Raw genomic sequence first — 21,305 nt, forward strand, 5'->3', positions numbered from 1 at the left:
GAAATTATTTCGATTGAAAAAATGAAATTTTTTAATGAAGACACCTAAAAGTATCAAAATCTATTTTGTGGTGTTTTAATATAAATTACGAGGTTTCTTTCGATTTAGATAACTTATCAAAATCGATAACCACCCCTATACCAAGTATTTGTTTCCATTGCACACTTGGTCCTTCAAGAATGATTTCTTCGTTTGTGATTTCATTTCTTTTAGACTCTACTTTAATATCATTATCATATCTGAGGTGAGATCCTAAAGTTGCTTTTACAAACTTATTTACTTTCATATCTATATTCACCTCCCAATCAATATCAATATTACCAAAACTATTCACGTAATCTGTATATAATCTTAAATGACTATTCAGTTTAATATTTTCGAAAATTTTCTCTTCGTATTTATTGGTTAATAGAATACCTACTTCTTGCTTTATATTATTACCTTTACTCAACATATTTCCATCCATATCGTAAATAGCTGGATTTACACCAAAAGCACCTCTATTTGCTAAATGATCATCCATTACAAAAGTGGTTTTTAAAGTAAAAGGAGAAGCATAAAATGATAAATGTTCAATTTTTTTACCGTATTCCATCCCAACGCCAAAAAACATATAACCAGGCGCTAAAAACCTAGATATAGCTTCATCTTTATTAGGGTATTTATAACCATTAGAAAACTGAGTGTTAAAGCTAAATCTTGCAGAATAAAACCAATTGCTTATAGAATCGGTTTGCAACACTACGTTGGAATTTAAATCTATAACATCTTCGGTTTTTTTTACACCATTATCTTCTTGCTTATTTAAACCGTATTTGAGGTTTAATTCAGAGTTCCAAAGCCAATTTTCTTGCTTATATCTTGCAACAGACTTCGTAGAAACGATACCCGAAATAGAGTTTGTTCCTCCAGAATTCCAATTAGTAAAAGATACTTGATTTAGTAATAAACCAACCTCATTTTTGGTTCTCCAACCTAAGTCAACGGTATCCTTTTTTTTTATTTTTACCTTTAATGAATCTGTATGCGCTTTTAAATTATAAGAGTTAAGAATCAGAAAAGGAAAAATTAACCAAAGAGTATATTTCATTGCAACCTATTTAATATGTAAACGTGCCGTTTTCACCAGTTATTGTAAGCTTCTTTGTTTCTGAAGCCTCAACTCTACCCACTATTTGGGCGTCTACATTAAATGACTTTGAAATTTTTATGATTTTCGCAGCAGTTTCTTCTGGAACGTATAACTCCATTCTATGCCCCATATTAAAAACCTTATACATTTCTTTCCAATCGGTCTTACTTTCAGCCTGAATTAGCTTGAAAAGTGGTGGAACATCAAAAAGGTTATCCTTTATAATATGAAGGTTATCTACAAAGTGAAGAATTTTAGTTTGTGCCCCTCCACTACAGTGTACCATTCCATGAATCTCTTTGTTGGAAGACTGCGATAAAATTTCTTTAATTATCGGCGCGTAGGTACGGGTTGGAGACAAAACTAATTTCCCAGCATTTAAAGGACTGTTTTCAACAGTATCTTGTAGTTTTTTAGAACCAGAATAAACTAACTCAGACGGTACTGACGAATCAAAACTTTCAGGGTATTTATCACTTAGGTATTTTTCAAATACATCATGTCTAGCTGAAGTAAGACCATTACTTCCCATACCTCCATTGTATTCTTTCTCGTAAGTTGCTTGACCAAAAGAAGCCAAACCAACAATTACATCTCCTGGTTTTATGTTTGCATTATCAACTACATCGCTACGTTTCATTCTTGCAGTTACGGTAGAGTCTACAATAATCGTTCGTACTAAATCGCCCACATCGGCTGTTTCACCACCCGTTGAATATATGTTTACACCAAACTGTTTTAATTCGGAAATCAATTCTTCTGTACCATTAATTATTGCCGAAATAACTTCACCTGGAACTAAGTTTTTATTTCTACCTATGGTTGAAGAAAGCATAATATTATCTACAGACCCCACGCAAAGTAGGTCGTCTATATTCATAATAAGCGCATCTTGAGCAATCCCTTTCCAAACAGATAAATCTCCCGTTTCTTTCCAATACGCGTATGCAAGTGAAGATTTTGTCCCAGCACCATCGGCGTGCATAATTAAACAATAGTCATTATCACCCGTAAGATAATCGGGGACTATTTTACAAAAGGCTTTAGGAAATAAACCTTTATCGACATTTTTGATGGCGTTGTGTACATCTTCTTTACCAGCTGAAACACCTCTTTGTGCGTACCTATCTGAATTTTGTGAGCTCATTTAATAAAAATTTACGGCAAAAATACGCATTAAAAAAAGCCCAGCAAAGTGGGCTTTTTGAAATATAATTAATTAGGTTATTCCCAATCAGGCATAAATGCATTTTCAAATAGAAGCGTTCTACTTTCGCTATCACCTATTTCTAATTGATAAACATCTTTTTGAGAAATACCATCGTTAGAGGTATTCGTAAATATTACAAAGGCTTCATTTGGTGAGAATATGGGTTCTAAATCGTTAGTACCATTAGGTTTTTCACCAGAAATATCTGTCGTTGTATTTGTAACTATATCGTATAGGAATATTCTAGAATTCAATCTTCTATAATCTAATGGTTCAAAGCCATCCACATCATAGGAATATACGATTTTAGAATTTGTTACAGAAATATCCAATCCTCCCGCACCGCCAGGAAGTCCCGTAATAAGAGTATCTAACACTGTCCCACTAAAATCTATAGTAAAAATTGAAATATCATATCCACTTAAATTATTTGTTTTCAACACTATCAGATCGCTATTTTCACTAACAGCTATCTCAGAAATTAAAGAACCATCGGTTGTTTGATATACTAGTTCCAAGTCTTGTCCGCTTGAACGAATTCGATATAATTTATCCAATACTGGGAAGTATATACGATCACTCGTTGGAGGCCAAGATATATTTATTTCATTCAAATTAAAACCATTAGGCCTTACGTTTGAGGTAACTTTAACCTTATCAGTACCATCACGGTTCATAGTATATATATCGGCTTGGGCACCAGTTGTTTGTAGGTAAGCAATTCTATTTGCAGCAACATTTCTACGTGGCCTGTAACTATTTGTGTTTTCGGAAGTTAACTGAAATTCATTACCTTCTTCGTCAGCTGAAAATATCACATTATTCCCATTGATGTTTCTGACGAAAAGAAATCTATTCTCTATGGGTGCTGGTTTTACCTTAAAAGTTCCGACAGGGCTTAATACGGGCGGATTATACTCATCTGCGGCTGTTACTTGCCAGAAATATTGTGCTCCAAGTATTAATTCTGGATATAAATATATAGTATCATTTAAATCGTCAAATCTTTCTACCACATCATTTTGATCGTTTCGCAATTCTAATTCGAATGTTATTGGATCTCCTTCTGGATCTATTGAACTCCATTGAAATAGTGCTTCTACACCGTCAATAACCTCATTTTCTGCTGGCATAAGTAATTCAGGTGCAGAAGGTGGTCTATTGTTTGCAGTAGAAACCTCCATATCGAAGATTACATTTACTGTTTTATTTGCTATAACAGTTGCTGGCTCATAACGCGCTAAATATCCATCTAAACGAGCTAAAACCGAATATTCACCCGCGGGAACGTTTTCTAAAATAAAATATCCCGCATTATCTGTAAATATCGTGCTGGTAACTGGACTTGTAGATATTCTTACATTTTGCAATGGTTCGTTTGTTCCTTCGATTACAGCCTTCCCGATAATTTTACCATAGGCATTTTCGTCAATTCGGTCTTCATTACAGCCAACCAAAACGACAAATAACAAGCATAAGAACTTTATATATGTATAACCTCTTCTCATCTGTATGTTATATTTGTTCATTAATGTTATTTTCTAAAAATCGCTCACCTATTAATTGTTAAGCGGTGATATTTCAAGTTGTTCTCCTTTATTATAAATTTTCTTTTTTGATCTAGAAGAACCGAAGTGATAACTCAAACCTAAACTCATTGTATAGTAAAAGTCATCCCGCCTTCCGTGAGGTAAATTGTCTATTTTATCTGAAAATGTAACATCCCATTCTCCATTAAGCACAAATGACACTCTAGGAGATACACGATATTCTAAGCCCGCTCCAAATTTTAAATTAAAGAAGCTATCCCAACGTTGAAGGTGGCCTATAGGACTATCATCTGCGAAAAGCAAAATTCCTGGACCTGCGTAAAAAATAGGGCTTAACCTATCATTTGGCAACATATTATACTCAACATTCAAGCCTTGAGTAAGCCACCAATGATTAATTTCTGGAGTAGAATTGAGCCTAAAGAACTGAAAATCCGTCGCTACCCTTAATTCTGGAATAATAGAGTATTTATATATAAATCCAAATTTGTAATCTAATATTCCAGTTGAATAATCGCCATCCACTAAAGCCATTCCGGCATTAAAGTTAAACTGGCTGTTATAATTATTCTCTAAATACCGTCTTTCGTATAATCCTGTTGATTCTTCAACTTCTTTCTCAAGTAAATATGCATCAACAATTTCTTTATTTTTTTCAACTCCTTCTTTAGTCGACCACAGTTTATCTTTTATTCCTTCGATAATTAACATCTCCACAGATTTTTCAATAGCTTCTTGCACTGCCATTTGCGCTGGTTCATTTTTAGTAAAACCAGTTTCAACTTCAAGTAAACGTTGAAAATTTACGTATTTAAAAAGACTAACATCCACAGCCTGCGATAGAACGGTTTTAGACACATAAACTGTTTTTAGCACTTCCCCAGTATTTGTAGATACTGCACGTAAGTAAACCGTAATTCTATCTTGTCTATATTGTGTAGAACCTCCTACCCCAAAATATTTTGCCCCAGCACCACCAGTTAGAATATTGGAATCATAAGAAACAACGCCACCTTCTAATAAAACACCAGCAAACAATAGTGGAGGTAGTCGTGTAGGAGAATTATCGTTAACCCTTCTATGTTCCTCACGGGTGGACCGTATAATCTGACGTTCATTTAAAAGGTTACTAATATTTTCACGTTCTATAGGTCTAAACCACTTAGAATCCTCTAAAGCTTTAATCAAAATTGTAGTTGCACCTTGTGTAATTGCGGTACTAAATGTACTTCCATTTTCTATATTCTTATATTGCCCGGTTTGGTCTTTAAAATTATAAACACCAGCAATAATCGCTTCTTCTGGCTCAGGAAGAGTATAAAGGGTTTTCGTTTGTTTGGTAATTTCACCAATACGTGCTTCTTGTGGACCTAATGGTTGGTTAAAATATGCGCCACAACCCCAAAAAAAGAGTGAGAGAGCTACAATACAAAACTTTGTAAGTGTATTCTTCATATAAACTTTAATTTGGTATGATTATTTGGGTTGCTTCACCGGTGACAATATTTAAAACGTTTATCACTAATCCACCCGATGAATCAAATACTTCATACTGAAAATCCCCACTAATACTGGTCCCTTCAGGTGGAGCATTTTCTTTGGTAAACTGATTCCCACCGAATCCCCCAAAGCCTCCTAACCGATCAAAAGCATCAAACTGAGAATCGTCTTGAAATGAGTTTTGAGCATTTGCTGAATTAAGCAACCATGCTCCATTAAACGAATCTCCGCCTACAAAAGAAGGATTTATAGGCTTATATACTAACTGTTGCCCAAAGCTTACAGTAGAAAAAGTAATAAATAAGAAAAAAATAAAGTATTTCATCTTCAGTTGTATTAATTAATTTGTATGAGATATTGAATCACTAGCTTATTAAGGAAAAGATAAGTATTTTTTACTGAATTTTAACTAAAAATATCAAAAATTGTATTAATACATTAAAAATTTCTAGTAATACTTTTGAGTGTGTTTTCTCTCTTTGTATTGTTGTAAAAACCAATAAACTCTTCTTACCGCAATGTCGGCCATCTGTTTTAAATACTCTGTTTGGGGTCTAACAAAAAATTCCAAAACTTTTTCATTGGCCACTAAAACTTCTATTTTAGTGTTATTGTTTAACGACAAAACCTCTTTAATAGTAACAATTTCTGACCCGTTTATATTATTCAATCTGTAATTTTGATCAAACATTTTATAAAAATCCCTACCTGGTTTAGTCTTGGTATCTTCGGTAACAATTCCGCCTATCATAATACCATCCACAGGCTTTGTACTAACATCAGGCGAAGGGTTTACTGCCCTTTCTCTTTCTATACTATCATTTTTTTGCAAAGCCAAATCTTCTTCTGTCGGATTAATTACTTTTCGATCCATACCCAATGGTGTATCTTTGTCGTCATAAATTAATAACAACACAATTACCCGTTGGTTCTCACTTACATTTATAGAGGTTGTAGAAAGATTTTTTTTCTCCCCGATTTCAAGCACAAATCTACCTTTTTGATCGTTTTTAGAAGTGTTGGAATTATCGTCTTGATTTTTAATTACAGAAAGCGTATAATGTAAACTTTGGTTTGATACAGTTTTATTTACAGCTAAGCCAGTAATATTATATGTATTGCCATACTGCTGTATATTAATTTCAGCTTCAATTTGAGAATTATACATTTGCGAGTAAGCAATGCTAGAGAAAAACAGCAACAAGTATATGGGTAGGCTATATTGTAAAATTTTGTACAAAATTTTAATTTTTTAAATTCCGAATAATAACCGTCTGATTTCTACCTTTCATAGTAACCATCATTTTATCGGACATTGAATTTTGGCTGCCAAGCCGAATTAAGTTCTGGTTTGCGCCGAATTGCACAACATTTGCGGCATGAAAACCATTTTTATTGCCACTAATATCTGTAAAGCTATGATTGTCACCTATTTGAAGAACATCTTCGGATACCTTATTTGCAGATACAAAAACACCTATATCATTTCGGTTACCAATTTGAAACAATCGCACATCACTTTGATTTGATTTTGTAAAGGTAAATGCGGTATTCTCATTCCCAATTTGTTGAACAAAAACACTTTTACTAGTATTACTTGCAGGAAGATTTTGAGATGCTACGACATTATAAAGCGAAGGTTTAGCATGAATTTTTTCTAAAGCTTTATTGTCCTTGTCTTTATATGTTTGAGCAGAAGACACATTTACAAAACAAAAATGAGCTAAGACTATAATTATAATATTGAAAGTTTTCATCTTTATATTTTTTAATGGTCTTGTTGAAGATATTGATTTTTTTGAAAATTAACAACTAGAACAAATCCTTATTAATTTTAATTTTTATAATCCCTTTATAAAATAAGTATAAGAGCATTGTTTAGATGCTCTTATACCATTTTTATTATAACTGATAATATATGAGCTTATTAACTCGATAAATTATTTAGTTCTGAAAAGTAACATCAACGTTACCATTACCAATTTGATCTACATGACTCCAGTTTCCTAGACCTACTTGACCTACAAGGCTAAAGTTACTATTTCCATATTGATGGTTGTAACTTGTATGACCGAAACCAGCCTGTCCAACTAAACTTATGTTGTCATTACCAGATTGTAACACTTCAGAATAATTAGCCAAACCTACTTGAGCAACAATACTTGTATTATCATCACCAAATTGGGTCACCATAGATGTATTAAATGCGCCAGCTTGTCCTACATAGCTATAGTTGTCATTTCCAATTTGAAAAACATCAGAGTCATTAAAGAAACCTACCTGACGCGTTGTACTTTCGTTATCATCACCTAACTGAATAGTCAAAGCATTGTTATCATTACCTAACTGATAAGTAGTAGATTCATTATCGTTTCCATATTGACCTGTACCAGCCCAGTTATCGTTACCGATTTGATCAACATCACTATCATTAAGATCTCCAATTTGCTCAACGATAGAAGTATTGTCATCACCTATTTGATCAACATCACTAGTATTGGCAATACCATCCTGATAAACCATTGAGCTATTGTCATCACCTAATTGATAAACATCACTACTATTAAGGATACCATATTGTTCAACTTGTGAATCATTATCATCACCAATTTGTTCTACTTCGCTATCGTTAAACCAACCATCCTGCATTACTGAAGAAGTGTTGTCGTTACCACCTTGAAATACATCAGAGTCGTTAGCCCATCCGTCTTGCATTACAGAAGACGTATTGTCATCACCCCACTGCTCTACTGTCGAGCTATTGGAAAGACCAATTTGCAATACTGAACTCACGTTATCGTCACCCCACTGATCTACATAAGAGTCGTTATCAATTCCATATTGTTCAGTTGTACTTAGGTTATCATCACCATCTTGCCAAGTATATGCATCGTTATCATTGCCAACCTGCAAGGTACCAGCGGTGTTGCGATCACCTTCTTGTAGCGTTCTAGCATCGTTATCATTTCCTAATTGAGCAGTTCCTGCAAGATTCAAATTACCTTCTTGATCAGTATCAGAATCATTTCTGTCTCCTAATTGCATTGTTCCATTTACATTTAGGATTCCCGTTTGGTCAACATCAGAATTGTTGGAGTCCCCCACTTGTATCGTTCCATTAACATTTAAAAGTCCAGTTTGAGTAACTGTACTTGTGTTGTTCTGCGCGAACATTACCGTCCCCGCCATTAGCGCCATAGCACTTAGAATTACTTTTTTCATAATTTAAAGATTTAAAGATTATTAATAATTGGTTAAAAATTCTTTTTCTTGCAAGGAAAAATTTCCTTGAGGTTTTTCAGGAACACGTGAAAGCATTCCATCAAAATTAAATTATGGGGATGGATGTAAAAATGAACTTAGTAAAAGAACATTTTAAAAATTAGGGATTTTTTCTAATTTACAAAACGCCGGGGACAGGTTTGTTTTTTTTGAGGAGGAATTGCAGCTCGAGAAAACTTATCTCCTTTTGAACTACACAACAAATATGCAATAAATATTATAAAAAAACAAACAAATTTAATCTTTTTATGCAAATAGGGGGAAACAACTATTTTTAACAAATTAAGCCCTATTTCAATAATTATCTATTAATAAAACCCACAGCACTTAGCGTCCAATTAAATCTTAATTTTCTACGCTAAACAAAAGAAATTTAAAAAAGGTTTAAACTTAAAATAACCTTAGACCTAATTAAGCAATCTTTAATACGAATATATTTCTTAGATTCATCGCTTTAAAAGTACACACAAGTAAATACCATTAACTGCGTAATAAAATACCAATTTTTTAAAATAAAAAACCCCTCAACAAAAGTTAAGCGGTTTAGAATGATCCTTATATAATAAGGTATGTTATTTTGTAAATAATAACTCTCTGTATTTAGTTAATGGCCAAAGCTCATCGTCTACTAAAAGCTCTAGTTTATCACAGTGATACCTTATAATTTGGAAATAAGGTTTTACTTCGTGACAATATGAAAGGGCACGTTTTTCGGCGTTTTCAATTTTATTAGCTTTTTTACGCTCTTCAATCATATCGGTAATACCTTTATTAATTTTAGCAAGGTGCTCACTTATTTGTTCAATAAGGTGCATTTGTTCTGTAGCAAACTTTTTGAAATCGGTGCCGTATATATTCTTTAACCCTTGAACATTTTCTATCAATATGTTTTGATATTGAATAGCTGTAGGAATAATATGGTTTCTAGCAATATCACCAAGTACACGTCCTTCAATTTGAATACGCATAGTGTATTCTTCCATTTCAATTTCATAACGAGCCTCCATTTCCACTTTGCTCATAATTCCTAAAGTTTCAAAAAGATCAATGCTTTTCTTAGAGATTTTCGCCTTTAATGCTTCCGGAGTTGTTTTGTGATTGCTAAGTCCACGTTTTTTTGCTTCCTTCTCCCAGGCTTCACCATAACCATCACCTTCAAAACGAATTCTTTTTGAGTCTTTAATATACTCTCTAAGCACATTGAAGATGGCGTCGTCCTTCTTCATCTTTTTGCTCTTTATCAATCCGTCAACTTTTGCTTTGAAGTCGATAAGTTGTTTAGCAACAATCGCATTCAACACAGTCATAGGGTTTGCACAGTTAGCTGTTGAACCTACTGCACGAAATTCAAACTTATTACCTGTAAACGCAAAGGCTGAAGTACGGTTACGGTCGGTATTATCTAGTAAAATTTCTGGAATTTTACCTACAACATTTAACTTAAGCTCTGTTTTTTCTTGTGGCGAAAGTTTCCCGTTAGTTACTTTTTCAAGCTCATCAAGAACCTCAGTTAGTTGCGAACCAATAAAGGCCGAAATAATTGCTGGAGGCGCTTCGTTAGCCCCTAATCTATGATCGTTACTTGCACTTGCAATAGAGGCTCTAAGCAATTCTTCGTGATCGTTTACGGCTTTAAGCGTATTGATAAAAAAAGTTAAGAACTGAAGGTTCTTCATTGGAGTACTTCCAGGTCCTAAAAGGTTTATTCCTGTATCTGTAGCTAACGACCAGTTGTTGTGTTTTCCACTTCCATTTACATTTGCAAAAGGCTTCTCGTGAAACAACACCTTAAAATTATGCTTTTCGGCAATTTTATGCATCAAATCCATCAATAAGGAGTTGTGATCTACCGCAAGGTTTGTTTCTTCAAATATAGGAGCCAGCTCAAATTGATTTGGGGCAACTTCATTATGACGTGTTTTTACTGGAATACCCAATAACATACATTCAGTTTCCAAGTGTCTAATAAAGTTTAAAACACGTGCAGGAATTGAACCAAAGTAATGATCGTCTAATTGCTGTCCTTTGGCAGAAGAATGCCCAAGTAGCGTTCTTCCCGCCAATGAAATATCAGGACGAGAAGCTGCTAAAGCGCTATCTACTAAAAAGTATTCTTGCTCCCAACCTAGAGTTGCATTTACTTTAGTTACATTTTTATCAAAATATTTTGCCACTGCAGTAGCAGCATTATCAATAGAAAGTAATGCTTTAAGCAAAGGAGTTTTATAATCTAATGCTTCACCCGTATACGACACAAAAACTGTTGGTATACACAATGTCGTTCCGTAAATAAATGCAGGAGATGTTGGATCCCACGCGGTGTATCCACGAGCTTCAAATGTATTTCTAATCCCACCATTAGGGAAACTTGAAGCATCTGGTTCCTGCTGTACTAATTGACCGCCACCAAATTTTTCGATAGCGTGACCATCTTCCATTGTTTCAAAAAACGCATCGTGCTTTTCAGCAGTTGCGCCAGTTAAAGGTTGAAACCAATGAGTATAATGTGTAGCACCTTTAGCAATTGCCCATTCTTTCATACCTGTAGAGATATGATCGGCAATGTTTCTTTCTATTTTAGCGCCAGCATTAATAGCTGCCATAACACTATTAAATGAATCTTTGGTAAGATATTGACGCATAGCATCTCTATTGAAAACATTTTTCCCAAAGATTTCGGAACGCCTTGCTGGTTCTATTACAGGAACTGGAACTCTATCGAAGGTCTTTTTTAGTGCGTGAAATCGCAATGTTGGCATCTTGTAGTTTTTTTAGTTTGACATTGCAAAAATAAAAAAAACCAACATACACCCCTTCATTTTTAAATTTTTTTTGAAAAAAAACATATTTTCCTGTGAAGACCCCCTAAAAAATAGGGGTTAAACCAAGAAAAGACTACTTTAAAATTGTTAAAGCAATAAAAACAGCATAAGCCGATAAAAGTAAAATCCCCCTTTTACGGCCAAGTTCGTAAGCTTTTGGAAGAAATGCTAAAGGCAAAAGTATCCCCGCAAAACCGATCATCCAGAATATGTCGTTTGTGAGCACCTCTTCGCTCATAACTGCTATAGGTTGAATAATAGCAGTAATTCCTAAAACTGAAGCAATATTAAATATGTTAGAACCTATAAGATTCCCAAGCGATAAAGCCTTTTCTTTTTTAAGTGCTGCAATTACAGAAGCAGCCAGCTCTGGGATACTTGTACCTACAGCTATCATCGTAACCGCGATTACTCGTTCTGTAACTCCAAAACTTTGTGCTAAAGAAACCGCTCCGTTTACCAACAATTCACTTCCGCAATATAATGCTACACCACCAATAACAAGCCAAAGAATAATCTTAAAATTAGATGTGGTTGCAAGACTTTCATCAACTTCTTCATCAACTTGCACTACCCCTCTATCCTTTCGAGCTTTTCGTATTAAAATCCACAGATAAACTACTAACATTAGTAGTAATGCAACCCCCTCGGAACGGGAGATTATATCTCCACTCTTTAGTATAAAATACAGCCCAATTGAAAGTATCATCATTACAGGCCAATTAAGCTTATAGAAATCTTTATCTATGGCCAAAGGTGAAATTATTGCCGTTATACCTAAAACAAGTCCAATATTTGCAATATTTGAACCGATTACATTTCCTAAAGAGATATCAGAAAACCCATTTAAAGCGGCTTGTAAACTCACTAACAATTCTGGAGCTGAGGTAGCAAATGAAACTACCGTCAGCCCTATAACCATTTTTGACAAATTCAATTTAAAGGAAAGCGCCACGGAAGACCGCACCAAAAATTCTCCTCCAATTACTAATAGTGTTAAGCCGATAAATACAAATAAATAATCCATAAACCTTATTGAGTTCGCGAAGATACTAATTATGAAAAAAGCACAAGTTTTGATAGTATTTTTTTTAACGAATACAATAAACAACTAAAAAAGAAGTTATATAACTATAAAACTAGTTGTCTAACTATAAAACTAGTTCTTATTTTTATCTATGGAAAACCTCACAAATAAAGAAGAAGAAGTAATGCAAGCCCTTTGGAAGCTTGAAAAGGCTTTTGTTAAAGAAATTTTACAGATTTTACCGAGCACTAATCATTACAACACAATATCTACTATAGTTAGAAATCTTGAAGATAAAGGCTATGTAGCTTTTAATGTTTATGGCAAAACGCATCAGTACTATCCTATTATTTCTAAGGAAGAATACAGCAAGGGATTTATGAATCTCGCCTCTAAACGCTACTTTAATAATAGTTATAAAAACATGGTTTCATTTTTTGCTAAACAAGAAAAAATAAGCGCTCAGGATCTTCGAGAGATATTGGAGTTAATTGAAAACAAAAAATAAAATGGAAACAATTCAATACATTTTAAAATCTGCTGGAATTCTTTCCTTATTTTATTTGGTTTATATTTTTCTATTAAAAAAAGAAACGCACTTTACGTTCAATAGGCTCTTTCTTCTTATCGGAGTCCTTGCTGCTGCAATATTTCCTATTATACAGTTTACCAAAACCATAATAATAGAAGCTCCCGCTTTAGCATCATTTCCTTCCACTGAAACGGCTTCAGAAACTTTATCTTCCTCAGCATTTAACTCAAACTATTCAATTGAAAATATACTATTGTACATATATGTATTAGGAGTAATAGTATTTTCATTAAGATTCATTTATCAGCTTATTTCTCTTTTTATTATATTAGAAAATCATCCTTACAAGTTAAGTAACAATTGTAAGATAATTGAAGTATCTGAATCAATTTCACCCTTTTCATTTTTCAATTATATCGTTTTCAATCCCACTCTTCATACTAACAATGAACTTGCTATGATATTAGCACACGAAATAGCACACATAGAACAACTACACACAATTGATGTATTGGCAAGTAATCTACTTCTTATTATACAATGGTTTAATCCATTAGCATGGGGCTATAAAAGTAGCATTGTAGAAAACTTAGAGTATTTAGCAGACCGAACAACCATTACTCGTATTAATTCAAAAAAGGAATACCAATTAGCATTGCTAAACACCTCATTAGCATCGCCTTTATCTGCCCCAACAAATAAATTTTATAATTCATTCATCAAAAAACGAATCATTATGTTAAACAAAGCAAATTCAAATAGACAAAACGCCTTTAAGGCTATGGTAGTAGTTCCCTTATTAACGATATTTTTATGGGGTTTTAATGTAAACGAAGTAAAAAAATACGTGGAAATTCCTTCAGAAAATAATAAAGTAAAAACAGATAAAGTTAAAGAAAAAGCTTTCCAACCTGTTTTAGACAAGAAGGATATAGCTGTTATTACAACTATTGAGCCTGTAACAGAATCAATAGCTCAGAAAACACCAAAAGCTATAATCAAAAAACAATCACCATTACAGGAGACCTACCGTGTGAAAATTGACAAGAACACAACCGATGCTTCACTTCAAGAAATTAAAGAAGAGGTTAAAAGTAAATATGGTTTAGAATTAAGATATGCTGCCATTCGCAATAATCTCAACGAAATTACTTCACTTACTCTTACTTATACCGGAAACGGAAACAACGGAAATTACCAAGTAAGCCAGGATAAGGGCATTGATGAGTTTTTCTTTTTTATAGATAAAGATGGGAAAACAGGGTTTTGGTCTGAAGCAGTCGAAAAGCGCCGTAAGGAACGTATGCAAAGAAGAAGTTTAAAGAGGCGAGAACGTTCCCAGGATATGAACGAACGCAAAATGGAAATGCAAGAACGCATACAAAAGAGAAAAATGGAAATTGAGAAACGCAGATCTAAAATGAAAATTAACCATCCTACTCCTTCAGCCTCACCAAATAATGAAGCACAAGAAGTGCAGGGCCAAGCGAAAGCAAAAAGACAGATAAATAAAAAAGCAAGTAATACACTTTATTTCATCGATGGTATAGCCTCTACTAAAAAGCAAGTAGAATTATTATTGCCAGAAAACATTGATAAAGTAAATGTTTTAAAAAGTGAAAAAGCGCTTAAGAAATATGGCGGCAAAGGAGTCAATGGCGTTATTGAAATTACCACAAAAAAATAGAAATCTATTAAATTTCATAAACCTTCTTAATAACTAGAAGGTTTTCTTATTTTTATACAATATGAAAAAGAGATTTTTTAAATTTTTAGCAAAGGTAAATAAGAAGATACTTCCTAGTTTCACCAAAAAAGGAGTGGATCTAGCTAAAGCGTCGAAACTACAAATGGCGATTTTTGGTTACAAACTATGGGTTACCAAAAATTTGTTAGACTAATACTTTAGTAAGGATTTTACATTTTGATTTTTTAATTTCTGCACACCTTTTAAAAACGCTATTTCAAGCAAAAAATTACACTGCACAATTTCACCTCCAAGATTTTCGATAAGCTTACAAGCTGCTCTTGCTGTTCCACCCGTAGCTAGTACATCGTCGTGCAAGAGAACACGTTCACCCTTTTTAATTGCGTCCTCGTGTATTTCGAGGGCATCCATTCCATATTCCAACTCATAAGGCTCTTTAAGAGTATTAAACGGGAGCTTCCCCGGCTTTCTAATAGGAACAAAACCTGCTTTAAGTTCTTTTGCTAATAATGTTGCAAAGAAAAAACCACGGGACTCAATACCTACTACTTTATCTATCTTTTCATCTTCCAACAATGCTACTAACTGCTGTAAACAATAGACGGTTGCATCAGGGTTTGCTAGCAGTGGGGTTATATCTTTAAAACGCACTCCAGCTTTGGGGAAATCCTCAATATTTCGAATATATTTACTTAAATTCATTTTTTTATTGATTTTATTTGTCTTGCAATTTAAAAATAAATATATTTGCAGCCGCCAAAAGCAACAACAAAATGGCCTTGTGGCGCAACTGAATAGCGCACCTGATTACGGCTCAGGAGGTTCCAGGTTTGAATCCTGGCAAGGTCACAAAAAAACCACACTCAATTGAGTGTGGTTTTTTCGTTTTAGGAGAAAATTTTGATATTTCACTTCTATAAATTCCTTCTGTCATTAACAAAGCCCCCAATCAATTAGCCGCAATATGTAACTTTTATGATTTCTTTTTAATTTATGTAATTCATTATCCGTAATTTAATACTCTAACATAAACCTTATGACGAAAATTGTAAAAGATTCAGACGACAAAAAAGAAAGAGATTATATATTACAAGACAATAAAAAAACCCGCTATGGCGCAGGTTTTATTTTGATAGTGCTATTTTTATTAATTATTGGAGTAATTATTTCAGGAATTTACTTTGAGTGGTTTTAAATAATTTCAGCACTCAAGCCAGCTTCCAACAACATTGTACAACGAGGTTTTAATTCCTCATATTCTCCAGTTTTCACTGTACACTTACCTTTATAATGAACAATTATGGAGCATTGTTCTGCTTGCTCAGGTGTATGCTCGCAAGCAAATATTAAACAATTTATTACATGGTCGAATGTATTTACATCATCATTGTAAAGTACTATTTCATTTTGGTTGCTCTCCATCTCAGCAACATCTACATCTTCTTGTATTTTTTCTCTTGTACTCAAATCGTGAAATAATTTAACGTTAATAGTTATTCATTAGTAAAACCTTTGTCAAAAAACTCTGTTTAACCTTACAACAGATGTTTCAACTACTAAACTAATTAATAATAAGCTAATTACGAAATTAAAAATTTCGCAGCAACCCATCTATTTTTCTCTTTATTCTCAACGTAGGTCAGCCCCAAATTATTGCAAGTTTCTGTAATAATTGGTAAATCCTCTATGTAAAAGCCACTTAAATATAGTTCGCCTTTAGCGTTTAAACACTTGACATAACTAGCCATATCATTTAATAAAATGTTTCTATTAATGTTAGCAATTATAATATCATATTTTTGGTCTTTCAATAAATCTGCATCGCCTTGATATACCGAAATATTAGCACAATTATTTCGTTCTACATTTTCCATAGAATTTTCATAACACCATTCATCAATATCGAAAGCATCAAGTTGTGTAGCACCACGCATTTCGGCTAAAATTGCCAAAACAGCAGTACCACATCCCATGTCGAGAACAGTTTTATTTTTAAAATTATTTTCTAATATAAACTGAAGCATCATATAAGTAGTTTCGTGATGCCCCGTCCCAAATGACATTTTAGGCTCGATAATAATTTCGTATTCAAACGATTTTGCAGGATGAAAAGGTGCACGTACCGTACATTTTCCATCAACTTCAATAGGATCGAAGTTCTTTTCCCACTCTGCATTCCAATTTACCTGAGCTATTTCTGAAAAGGTATATTCTACTTTAAATTCATCAGAATCTAAAATATTTATATCACTCAAAACATCTTCATTCCACTCATCTTTCTGAATATACGCTGTAACACCTTCTTCCGTTTCAACGAAACTTTCAAAACCTGCATAACCTAATTCGGCAGTTAGAATCTCAGCTCCTGGCTGTAAAGGAGACACTTTAAAAATATATTCTATGTATATCATTGGTAAGTTTATTTGTCAATTAATCAATACTAATTGACGGTCAAAATTAATTTTATTTTATTCTATCGGAAGAAATATTTCTTCTGGATACTTCACTTTTGTAAGATACAATCCGTGAGCTGGTGCCGAAGCCCCTGCCTTAGATCTATTTTTACTATTTAAAATTGCTTGAAAATCTTTTGCACTCGTTTTCCCAAATCCAACATCCAATAAAGTTCCTACTATAGCTCGAACCATATTGCGTAGAAATCGATCTGCGGAAATTGTGAAGGTTAATTTATTATCAATCAATTCCCACCTTGCTTTACTGACAACGCAATTATATGTTTTCACATCAGTTTTAGACCGCGAAAAACATTGAAAATCTATATGATTAAATAATAATTCAGAAGTTTTATTCATTAAATCTACATCAGGAATTTTATTTAATTGATAAGCAAAATCCTGAGAAAAAGGATCTTTCCTCAATGATATCACGTACTCATATTCTCTTGCAACAGCATCAAAACGGGCGTGTGCGTTGTCTTTTACTTGAAAAATATTTACCACAGAGATATCCTTAGGAAGAAAGGAATTTATTCTAAAAACTAAAGCTTTCGTATCATTTATAGCTTCAAAATCAAAATGAGCAAATAGTTGTTTTGCGTGAACACCAGCATCTGTCCTACCCGCTCCCGTAATTTTTATATCCTCACGAAGTAAAGTAGATAGCGACTCTTCAATAACTTGCTGAACACTCATCTGCTTTGGTTGGCGCTGCCACCCAAAATAATTTTTCCCATTATATGCTATCTCAATAAAATATCGCAAACTTAATTGTTTTTACAATTTGCAAAATTACAACATACTACGGAGCTTCTTACTTTCAAAATTGAAAATATTAATTTCAATGCTATCAAGGCTTAGAGCTTGATTTTATATAAATTTGAAAACTATTACAATCAAGCAAATCCCACACTTTGAAAAAAATTCTCCTTCTTAGCGACACACATAGTTATATTGATGAAAAAATCTTGAAATACGTGAAACAAGCCGATGAAGTATGGCATGCTGGCGATATAGGAGATCTAGCTGTTACCGATGCTATAAAAGCATTTAAGCCACTTCGTGCTGTTTATGGCAATATAGATGATCATGAAGCGCGCAGAGAATTTCCCTTACACAATCGCTTTATGTGCGAAAATGTTGATGTTTGGATTACTCATATTGGGGGATATCCAGGTAAATACAATCCATCGGTTAGACAAGAGTTATATGCCAATCCTCCAAAAATATTTATTTGCGGACATTCTCATATATTAAAAGTTATGCCTGATAAAACTACAGGTCTGCTCCATATGAATCCAGGTGCAGTGGGTAAACACGGATTTCACAAGGTAAGAACGATGTTAAGGTTTGAAATAGATGGCGAGAAAATTGAGAATTTGGAAGTTATTGAATTCGAAAAGCGTTAGAAATTACTTATTGCACGGCTATTAAGCAGTTTTTACTTTGTATTGACTTTGTCCTAAAAAGCAAAAAACCCCCTAAGGTGGCATCCTGAGGGGGTTTTGCACTAATATACCAAGATTGGTTTACCGTAAACGATCAACAGATTTTACGAGGTCCTCGTCCTTTTTAATGGCCTTATTGGCCAGCACTAAAAATACGATAGAAATGATAGGAAAAAGAACCCCAATACCCTTCTCTGAAACAATAGTTTCTCCGGATAAAGTTAGTAATCGATAAACGAAAACTCCTAGTAATACAAAATTTGATACTATATTTAAACGGTTTAACACAAATTGCTGTTGCCGTTTTTTAAATGATATAATCGAAATAATCGCCAATGCTATAGACAAAAATATAAGTCCAAAAATCACAGGCTCACTGCGTTCCATAATAATTTGCCCATCCGTTCCTACTACTTCAGGAAACCATAAATATAACCCGCCCATTACCAGGGCTGAAACGATTAAAAAAACAGTTTGTATACGTTGTATCATTACTATTAACCCAATTAAGCAGCAAAAATACATTATCTTTTTAAAAAAAATAACACTAGTTTTTAAAATATTATTGTATTATTGCATTATCTATTCGTAACCACCTCAATAAAGGTTACTTAGTCTTCAAAAAACATTTTCAACGTACCTACCTTCTCAAAAGGAATTAAATAGTATAAATTTTAACTACAGCATTCATTACATGTTTGAAATTTCAGAATTAAAAAGTAAAAAGCTTCCTGAATTACAGGAAATAGCCAAAGAACTTAAAGTGCCAAAATTCCGCACACAAAAAAAATTAGATTTAGTTTATCAAATACTCGATTATCAAGCTGCTAACCCTAAGGCTGTTAAAGCTGTACTTGGGTCAGATGATTTTTCTTCATCTCCTAAAAAGGAAGAGAAAAAAACTGAGTCTTCAAAAAATAGTGGCAACAAAGAAAAGCAGGCAAATCCTAAAAAGGATGAAAGCAGAGGTAATAAACCTCAAACTAATAAGCCACAATCGCAAAAGAAACATCACGATAAGAAGAGTGACGACGATAAAAAGGATGATGTGAAGAAACCTTCTAAATCTGATAATAAAGATAGCGATAGAAAACCACAACATCAGAAATCTTCTCCTTCAAATCGTGCAAATAAATCAGACGACAGAGATAAAAATCAACGTTCTGATAAAAACAACACAGACAACAGACAAAAACATCAAAGCCACAAACAAAAAGATGGCAATACACACGATAATCGCAACAACGGGAATAAAGATTCACGTAATCGTTACCGTGAGCCAGATTACGAGTTTGCAGGGATAATAGAAAGCGAAGGAGTTCTAGATATAATGCAAGACGGATACGGATTTTTACGTTCTAGCGACTATAATTACTTATCTTCTCCTGATGATATTTATGTTTCACAATCACAAATTAGACTTTTTGGCTTAAAAACCGGAGATACAGTTTTAGGTGAAGTACGTCCTCCAAAAGAAGGTGAAAAGTATTTCCCTTTAATTAAAGTAAATAAAATTAATGGATTAAACCCAAATGTAGTTCGCGATCGCGTATCATTTGAACATTTAACGCCACTTTTTCCACAGGAAAAATTTAAACTAGCTGAAAAGCAAAGTACAATTTCTACAAGAATAATTGATCTTTTTGCTCCTATTGGAAAAGGACAACGTGGTATGATTGTTTCTCAACCAAAGACTGGGAAAACAATGTTGCTAAAAGATATTGCAAATGCAATTGCGGCTAATCACCCAGAAGTTTATCAAATTATTTTATTAATTGATGAACGTCCTGAAGAAGTTACCGACATGCAACGTAACGTTCGAGGTGAGGTTGTAGCTTCTACTTTTGACAAAGAAGCAACAGAACACGTTCGTGTAGCAAACCTTGTAATAGATAAAGCTAAAAGATTAGTAGAATGTGGTCACGATGTTGTGATTTTATTAGATTCTATAACTCGTTTAGCTCGTGCCTATAACACAGTTCAACCTGCAAGTGGTAAAATATTAAGTGGAGGTGTTGATGCAAATGCACTACATAAACCAAAACGTTTCTTTGGTGCTGCCCGTAATATTGAAAACGGTGGTTCATTAAGTATTATAGCAACAGCCTTAACCGAAACCGGCTCTAAAATGGACGAGGTTATTTTTGAAGAATTTAAAGGTACAGGTAACATGGAGCTTCAATTGGATAGAAAGATTTCAAATAGAAGAATTTTCCCTGCTATAGATCTTACCTCTTCAAGTACTCGTAGAGATGATATTCTGCTTGATGAAAATACCATACAGCGTATGTGGGTTCTTAGAAAATACCTAGCCGATATGAATCCTATAGAAGCTATGGAGTTTATTAACGATCGAATTAAGCAAACCAAGAACAATGAAGAGTTCCTAATTTCTATGAACGGATAGAACTCTTTTCAATATAAATTTAAAATCGCCATTGAAAAAAATTTCAATGGCGATTTTTTTTGTTCGGAAGTCAATAATAACCTTAGCCCCCACGATTTATATTTATAATCAACACTATACCTATAATTATATCCCCAGCAAATCAATAAGCATTAACGTTACATTCTTTTAACATCAACTCTACCAATTACCATTCAACCCTTATAAGCTTAAATAGAAGCGGTTTTAGGC

At 33.6% G+C, this 21,305-nt stretch carries 21 protein-coding genes and 1 tRNA gene; 7 read left to right on the top strand and 15 right to left on the bottom strand.

Going from position 1 to position 21,305, the window contains the following annotated elements; translation table 11 throughout:
• Positions 1–85: 85 nt before the first annotated feature.
• The 10 genes from K8344_RS06960 to K8344_RS07005 all read right to left on the bottom strand — a co-directional run bounded on the left by K8344_RS06960 (position 86) and on the right by K8344_RS07005 (position 12,523).
• On the bottom strand, positions 86–1,090 hold the full coding sequence (locus K8344_RS06960) for a DUF3078 domain-containing protein (protein WP_237608021.1): 1,005 nt from the start codon (positions 1,088–1,090) through the stop codon (positions 86–88).
• 10 nt (positions 1,091–1,100) lie between these two features.
• Positions 1,101–2,279 carry an AIR synthase related protein gene (locus K8344_RS06965; protein ID WP_237608022.1) on the bottom strand — a complete coding sequence of 393 codons (1,179 nt, stop codon included), beginning with the start codon at positions 2,277–2,279 and terminating at the stop codon, positions 1,101–1,103.
• 77 nt (positions 2,280–2,356) lie between these two features.
• A complete protein-coding gene (locus K8344_RS06970) occupies positions 2,357–3,871 on the bottom strand; it encodes a carboxypeptidase regulatory-like domain-containing protein (protein WP_237608023.1) in 1,515 nt (504 codons plus the stop codon).
• 30 nt (positions 3,872–3,901) lie between these two features.
• Positions 3,902–5,347, bottom strand: coding sequence for a CsgG/HfaB family protein (locus K8344_RS06975; protein WP_237608024.1), 1,446 nt, complete (start codon positions 5,345–5,347; stop codon positions 3,902–3,904).
• Positions 5,348–5,354: 7 nt separating this feature from the next.
• Entirely contained in the window at positions 5,355–5,717 is a 363-nt protein-coding gene (locus K8344_RS06980) for a curli assembly protein CsgF (RefSeq protein ID WP_237608025.1), read from the bottom strand.
• A 123-nt stretch (positions 5,718–5,840) separates the two neighbouring features.
• Positions 5,841–6,632 carry a CsgE family curli-type amyloid fiber assembly protein gene (locus tag K8344_RS06985; RefSeq protein ID WP_237608026.1) on the bottom strand — a complete coding sequence of 264 codons (792 nt, stop codon included), beginning with the start codon at positions 6,630–6,632 and terminating at the stop codon, positions 5,841–5,843.
• A 4-nt stretch (positions 6,633–6,636) separates the two neighbouring features.
• Entirely contained in the window at positions 6,637–7,149 is a 513-nt protein-coding gene (locus K8344_RS06990; protein WP_237608027.1) for a hypothetical protein, read from the bottom strand.
• Between the two features lie 187 nt (positions 7,150–7,336).
• Positions 7,337–8,614 carry a hypothetical protein gene (locus K8344_RS06995; RefSeq protein WP_237608028.1) on the bottom strand — a complete coding sequence of 426 codons (1,278 nt, stop codon included), beginning with the start codon at positions 8,612–8,614 and terminating at the stop codon, positions 7,337–7,339.
• 632 nt (positions 8,615–9,246) lie between these two features.
• Positions 9,247–11,433: a glutamine synthetase III family protein gene (locus K8344_RS07000; RefSeq protein WP_237608029.1), complete on the bottom strand. Its 2,187-nt coding sequence runs from the start codon at positions 11,431–11,433 to the stop codon at positions 9,247–9,249.
• A 136-nt stretch (positions 11,434–11,569) separates the two neighbouring features.
• Positions 11,570–12,523 carry a calcium/sodium antiporter gene (locus K8344_RS07005; RefSeq protein ID WP_237608030.1) on the bottom strand — a complete coding sequence of 318 codons (954 nt, stop codon included), beginning with the start codon at positions 12,521–12,523 and terminating at the stop codon, positions 11,570–11,572.
• Between the two features lie 151 nt (positions 12,524–12,674).
• On the opposite strand from K8344_RS07005, the gene K8344_RS07010 reads away from it, so the two are divergent.
• From K8344_RS07010 to K8344_RS07020, 3 genes are all read left to right on the top strand, one after another.
• A complete protein-coding gene (locus K8344_RS07010) occupies positions 12,675–13,031 on the top strand; it encodes a BlaI/MecI/CopY family transcriptional regulator (protein ID WP_237608031.1) in 357 nt (118 codons plus the stop codon).
• A 1-nt stretch (position 13,032) separates the two neighbouring features.
• On the top strand, positions 13,033–14,742 hold the full coding sequence (locus K8344_RS07015) for a M56 family metallopeptidase (RefSeq protein WP_237608032.1): 1,710 nt from the start codon (positions 13,033–13,035) through the stop codon (positions 14,740–14,742).
• A gap of 61 nt (positions 14,743–14,803) precedes the next feature.
• A complete protein-coding gene (locus K8344_RS07020) occupies positions 14,804–14,956 on the top strand; it encodes an SsrA-binding protein (RefSeq protein ID WP_237608033.1) in 153 nt (50 codons plus the stop codon).
• Here the strand turns inward: K8344_RS07020 and K8344_RS07025 are convergent.
• Positions 14,953–15,465, bottom strand: coding sequence for an adenine phosphoribosyltransferase (locus K8344_RS07025; RefSeq protein WP_237608034.1), 513 nt, complete (start codon positions 15,463–15,465; stop codon positions 14,953–14,955). The genes K8344_RS07020 and K8344_RS07025 overlap by 4 nt on opposite strands.
• 73 nt (positions 15,466–15,538) lie before the next feature.
• Between K8344_RS07025 and K8344_RS07030 the strand changes: the two genes are divergently transcribed.
• Together K8344_RS07030 and K8344_RS07035 are read left to right on the top strand one after the other, a co-directional pair.
• A tRNA-Arg gene (locus tag K8344_RS07030) sits at positions 15,539–15,612 on the top strand.
• Positions 15,613–15,799: 187 nt separating this feature from the next.
• Entirely contained in the window at positions 15,800–15,958 is a 159-nt protein-coding gene (locus K8344_RS07035) for a hypothetical protein (protein ID WP_179951778.1), read from the top strand.
• On the opposite strand, the gene K8344_RS07040 is transcribed toward K8344_RS07035, so the two are convergent.
• From K8344_RS07040 to truA, 3 genes are all read right to left on the bottom strand, one after another.
• Positions 15,955–16,230: an ATP-dependent Clp protease adaptor ClpS gene (locus K8344_RS07040; RefSeq protein ID WP_139855877.1), complete on the bottom strand. Its 276-nt coding sequence runs from the start codon at positions 16,228–16,230 to the stop codon at positions 15,955–15,957. The genes K8344_RS07035 and K8344_RS07040 overlap by 4 nt on opposite strands.
• A gap of 113 nt (positions 16,231–16,343) precedes the next feature.
• The gene (gene prmA, locus K8344_RS07045; RefSeq protein ID WP_237608035.1) at positions 16,344–17,174 is read right to left on the bottom strand and encodes a 50S ribosomal protein L11 methyltransferase; all 831 of its coding nucleotides are present in this window, start codon (positions 17,172–17,174) and stop codon (positions 16,344–16,346) included.
• Positions 17,175–17,231: 57 nt separating this feature from the next.
• A complete protein-coding gene (gene truA / locus K8344_RS07050; RefSeq protein ID WP_237608036.1) occupies positions 17,232–17,984 on the bottom strand; it encodes a tRNA pseudouridine(38-40) synthase TruA in 753 nt (250 codons plus the stop codon).
• Positions 17,985–18,133: 149 nt separating this feature from the next.
• On the opposite strand from truA, the gene K8344_RS07055 reads away from it, so the two are divergent.
• Positions 18,134–18,628 (top strand): metallophosphoesterase family protein, encoded by a 495-nt coding sequence (locus K8344_RS07055; protein ID WP_237608037.1) that lies wholly within the window; start codon positions 18,134–18,136, stop codon positions 18,626–18,628.
• Positions 18,629–18,748: 120 nt separating this feature from the next.
• On the opposite strand, the gene K8344_RS07060 is transcribed toward K8344_RS07055, so the two are convergent.
• Complete coding sequence (locus K8344_RS07060) at positions 18,749–19,159, bottom strand: DUF4293 domain-containing protein (protein WP_237608038.1); 411 nt, start codon at positions 19,157–19,159, stop codon at positions 18,749–18,751.
• A gap of 202 nt (positions 19,160–19,361) precedes the next feature.
• Here K8344_RS07060 and rho point away from each other — a divergent pair, with 202 nt between their 5' ends.
• Complete coding sequence (gene rho, locus K8344_RS07065; RefSeq protein WP_237608039.1) at positions 19,362–21,074, top strand: transcription termination factor Rho; 1,713 nt, start codon at positions 19,362–19,364, stop codon at positions 21,072–21,074.
• Positions 21,075–21,305 lie beyond the last annotated feature (231 nt).

Origin of the sequence: Aequorivita xiaoshiensis, from assembly GCF_022008395.1 — a bacterium.
GTDB classification, from domain to species: domain Bacteria; phylum Bacteroidota; class Bacteroidia; order Flavobacteriales; family Flavobacteriaceae; genus Aequorivita; species Aequorivita xiaoshiensis.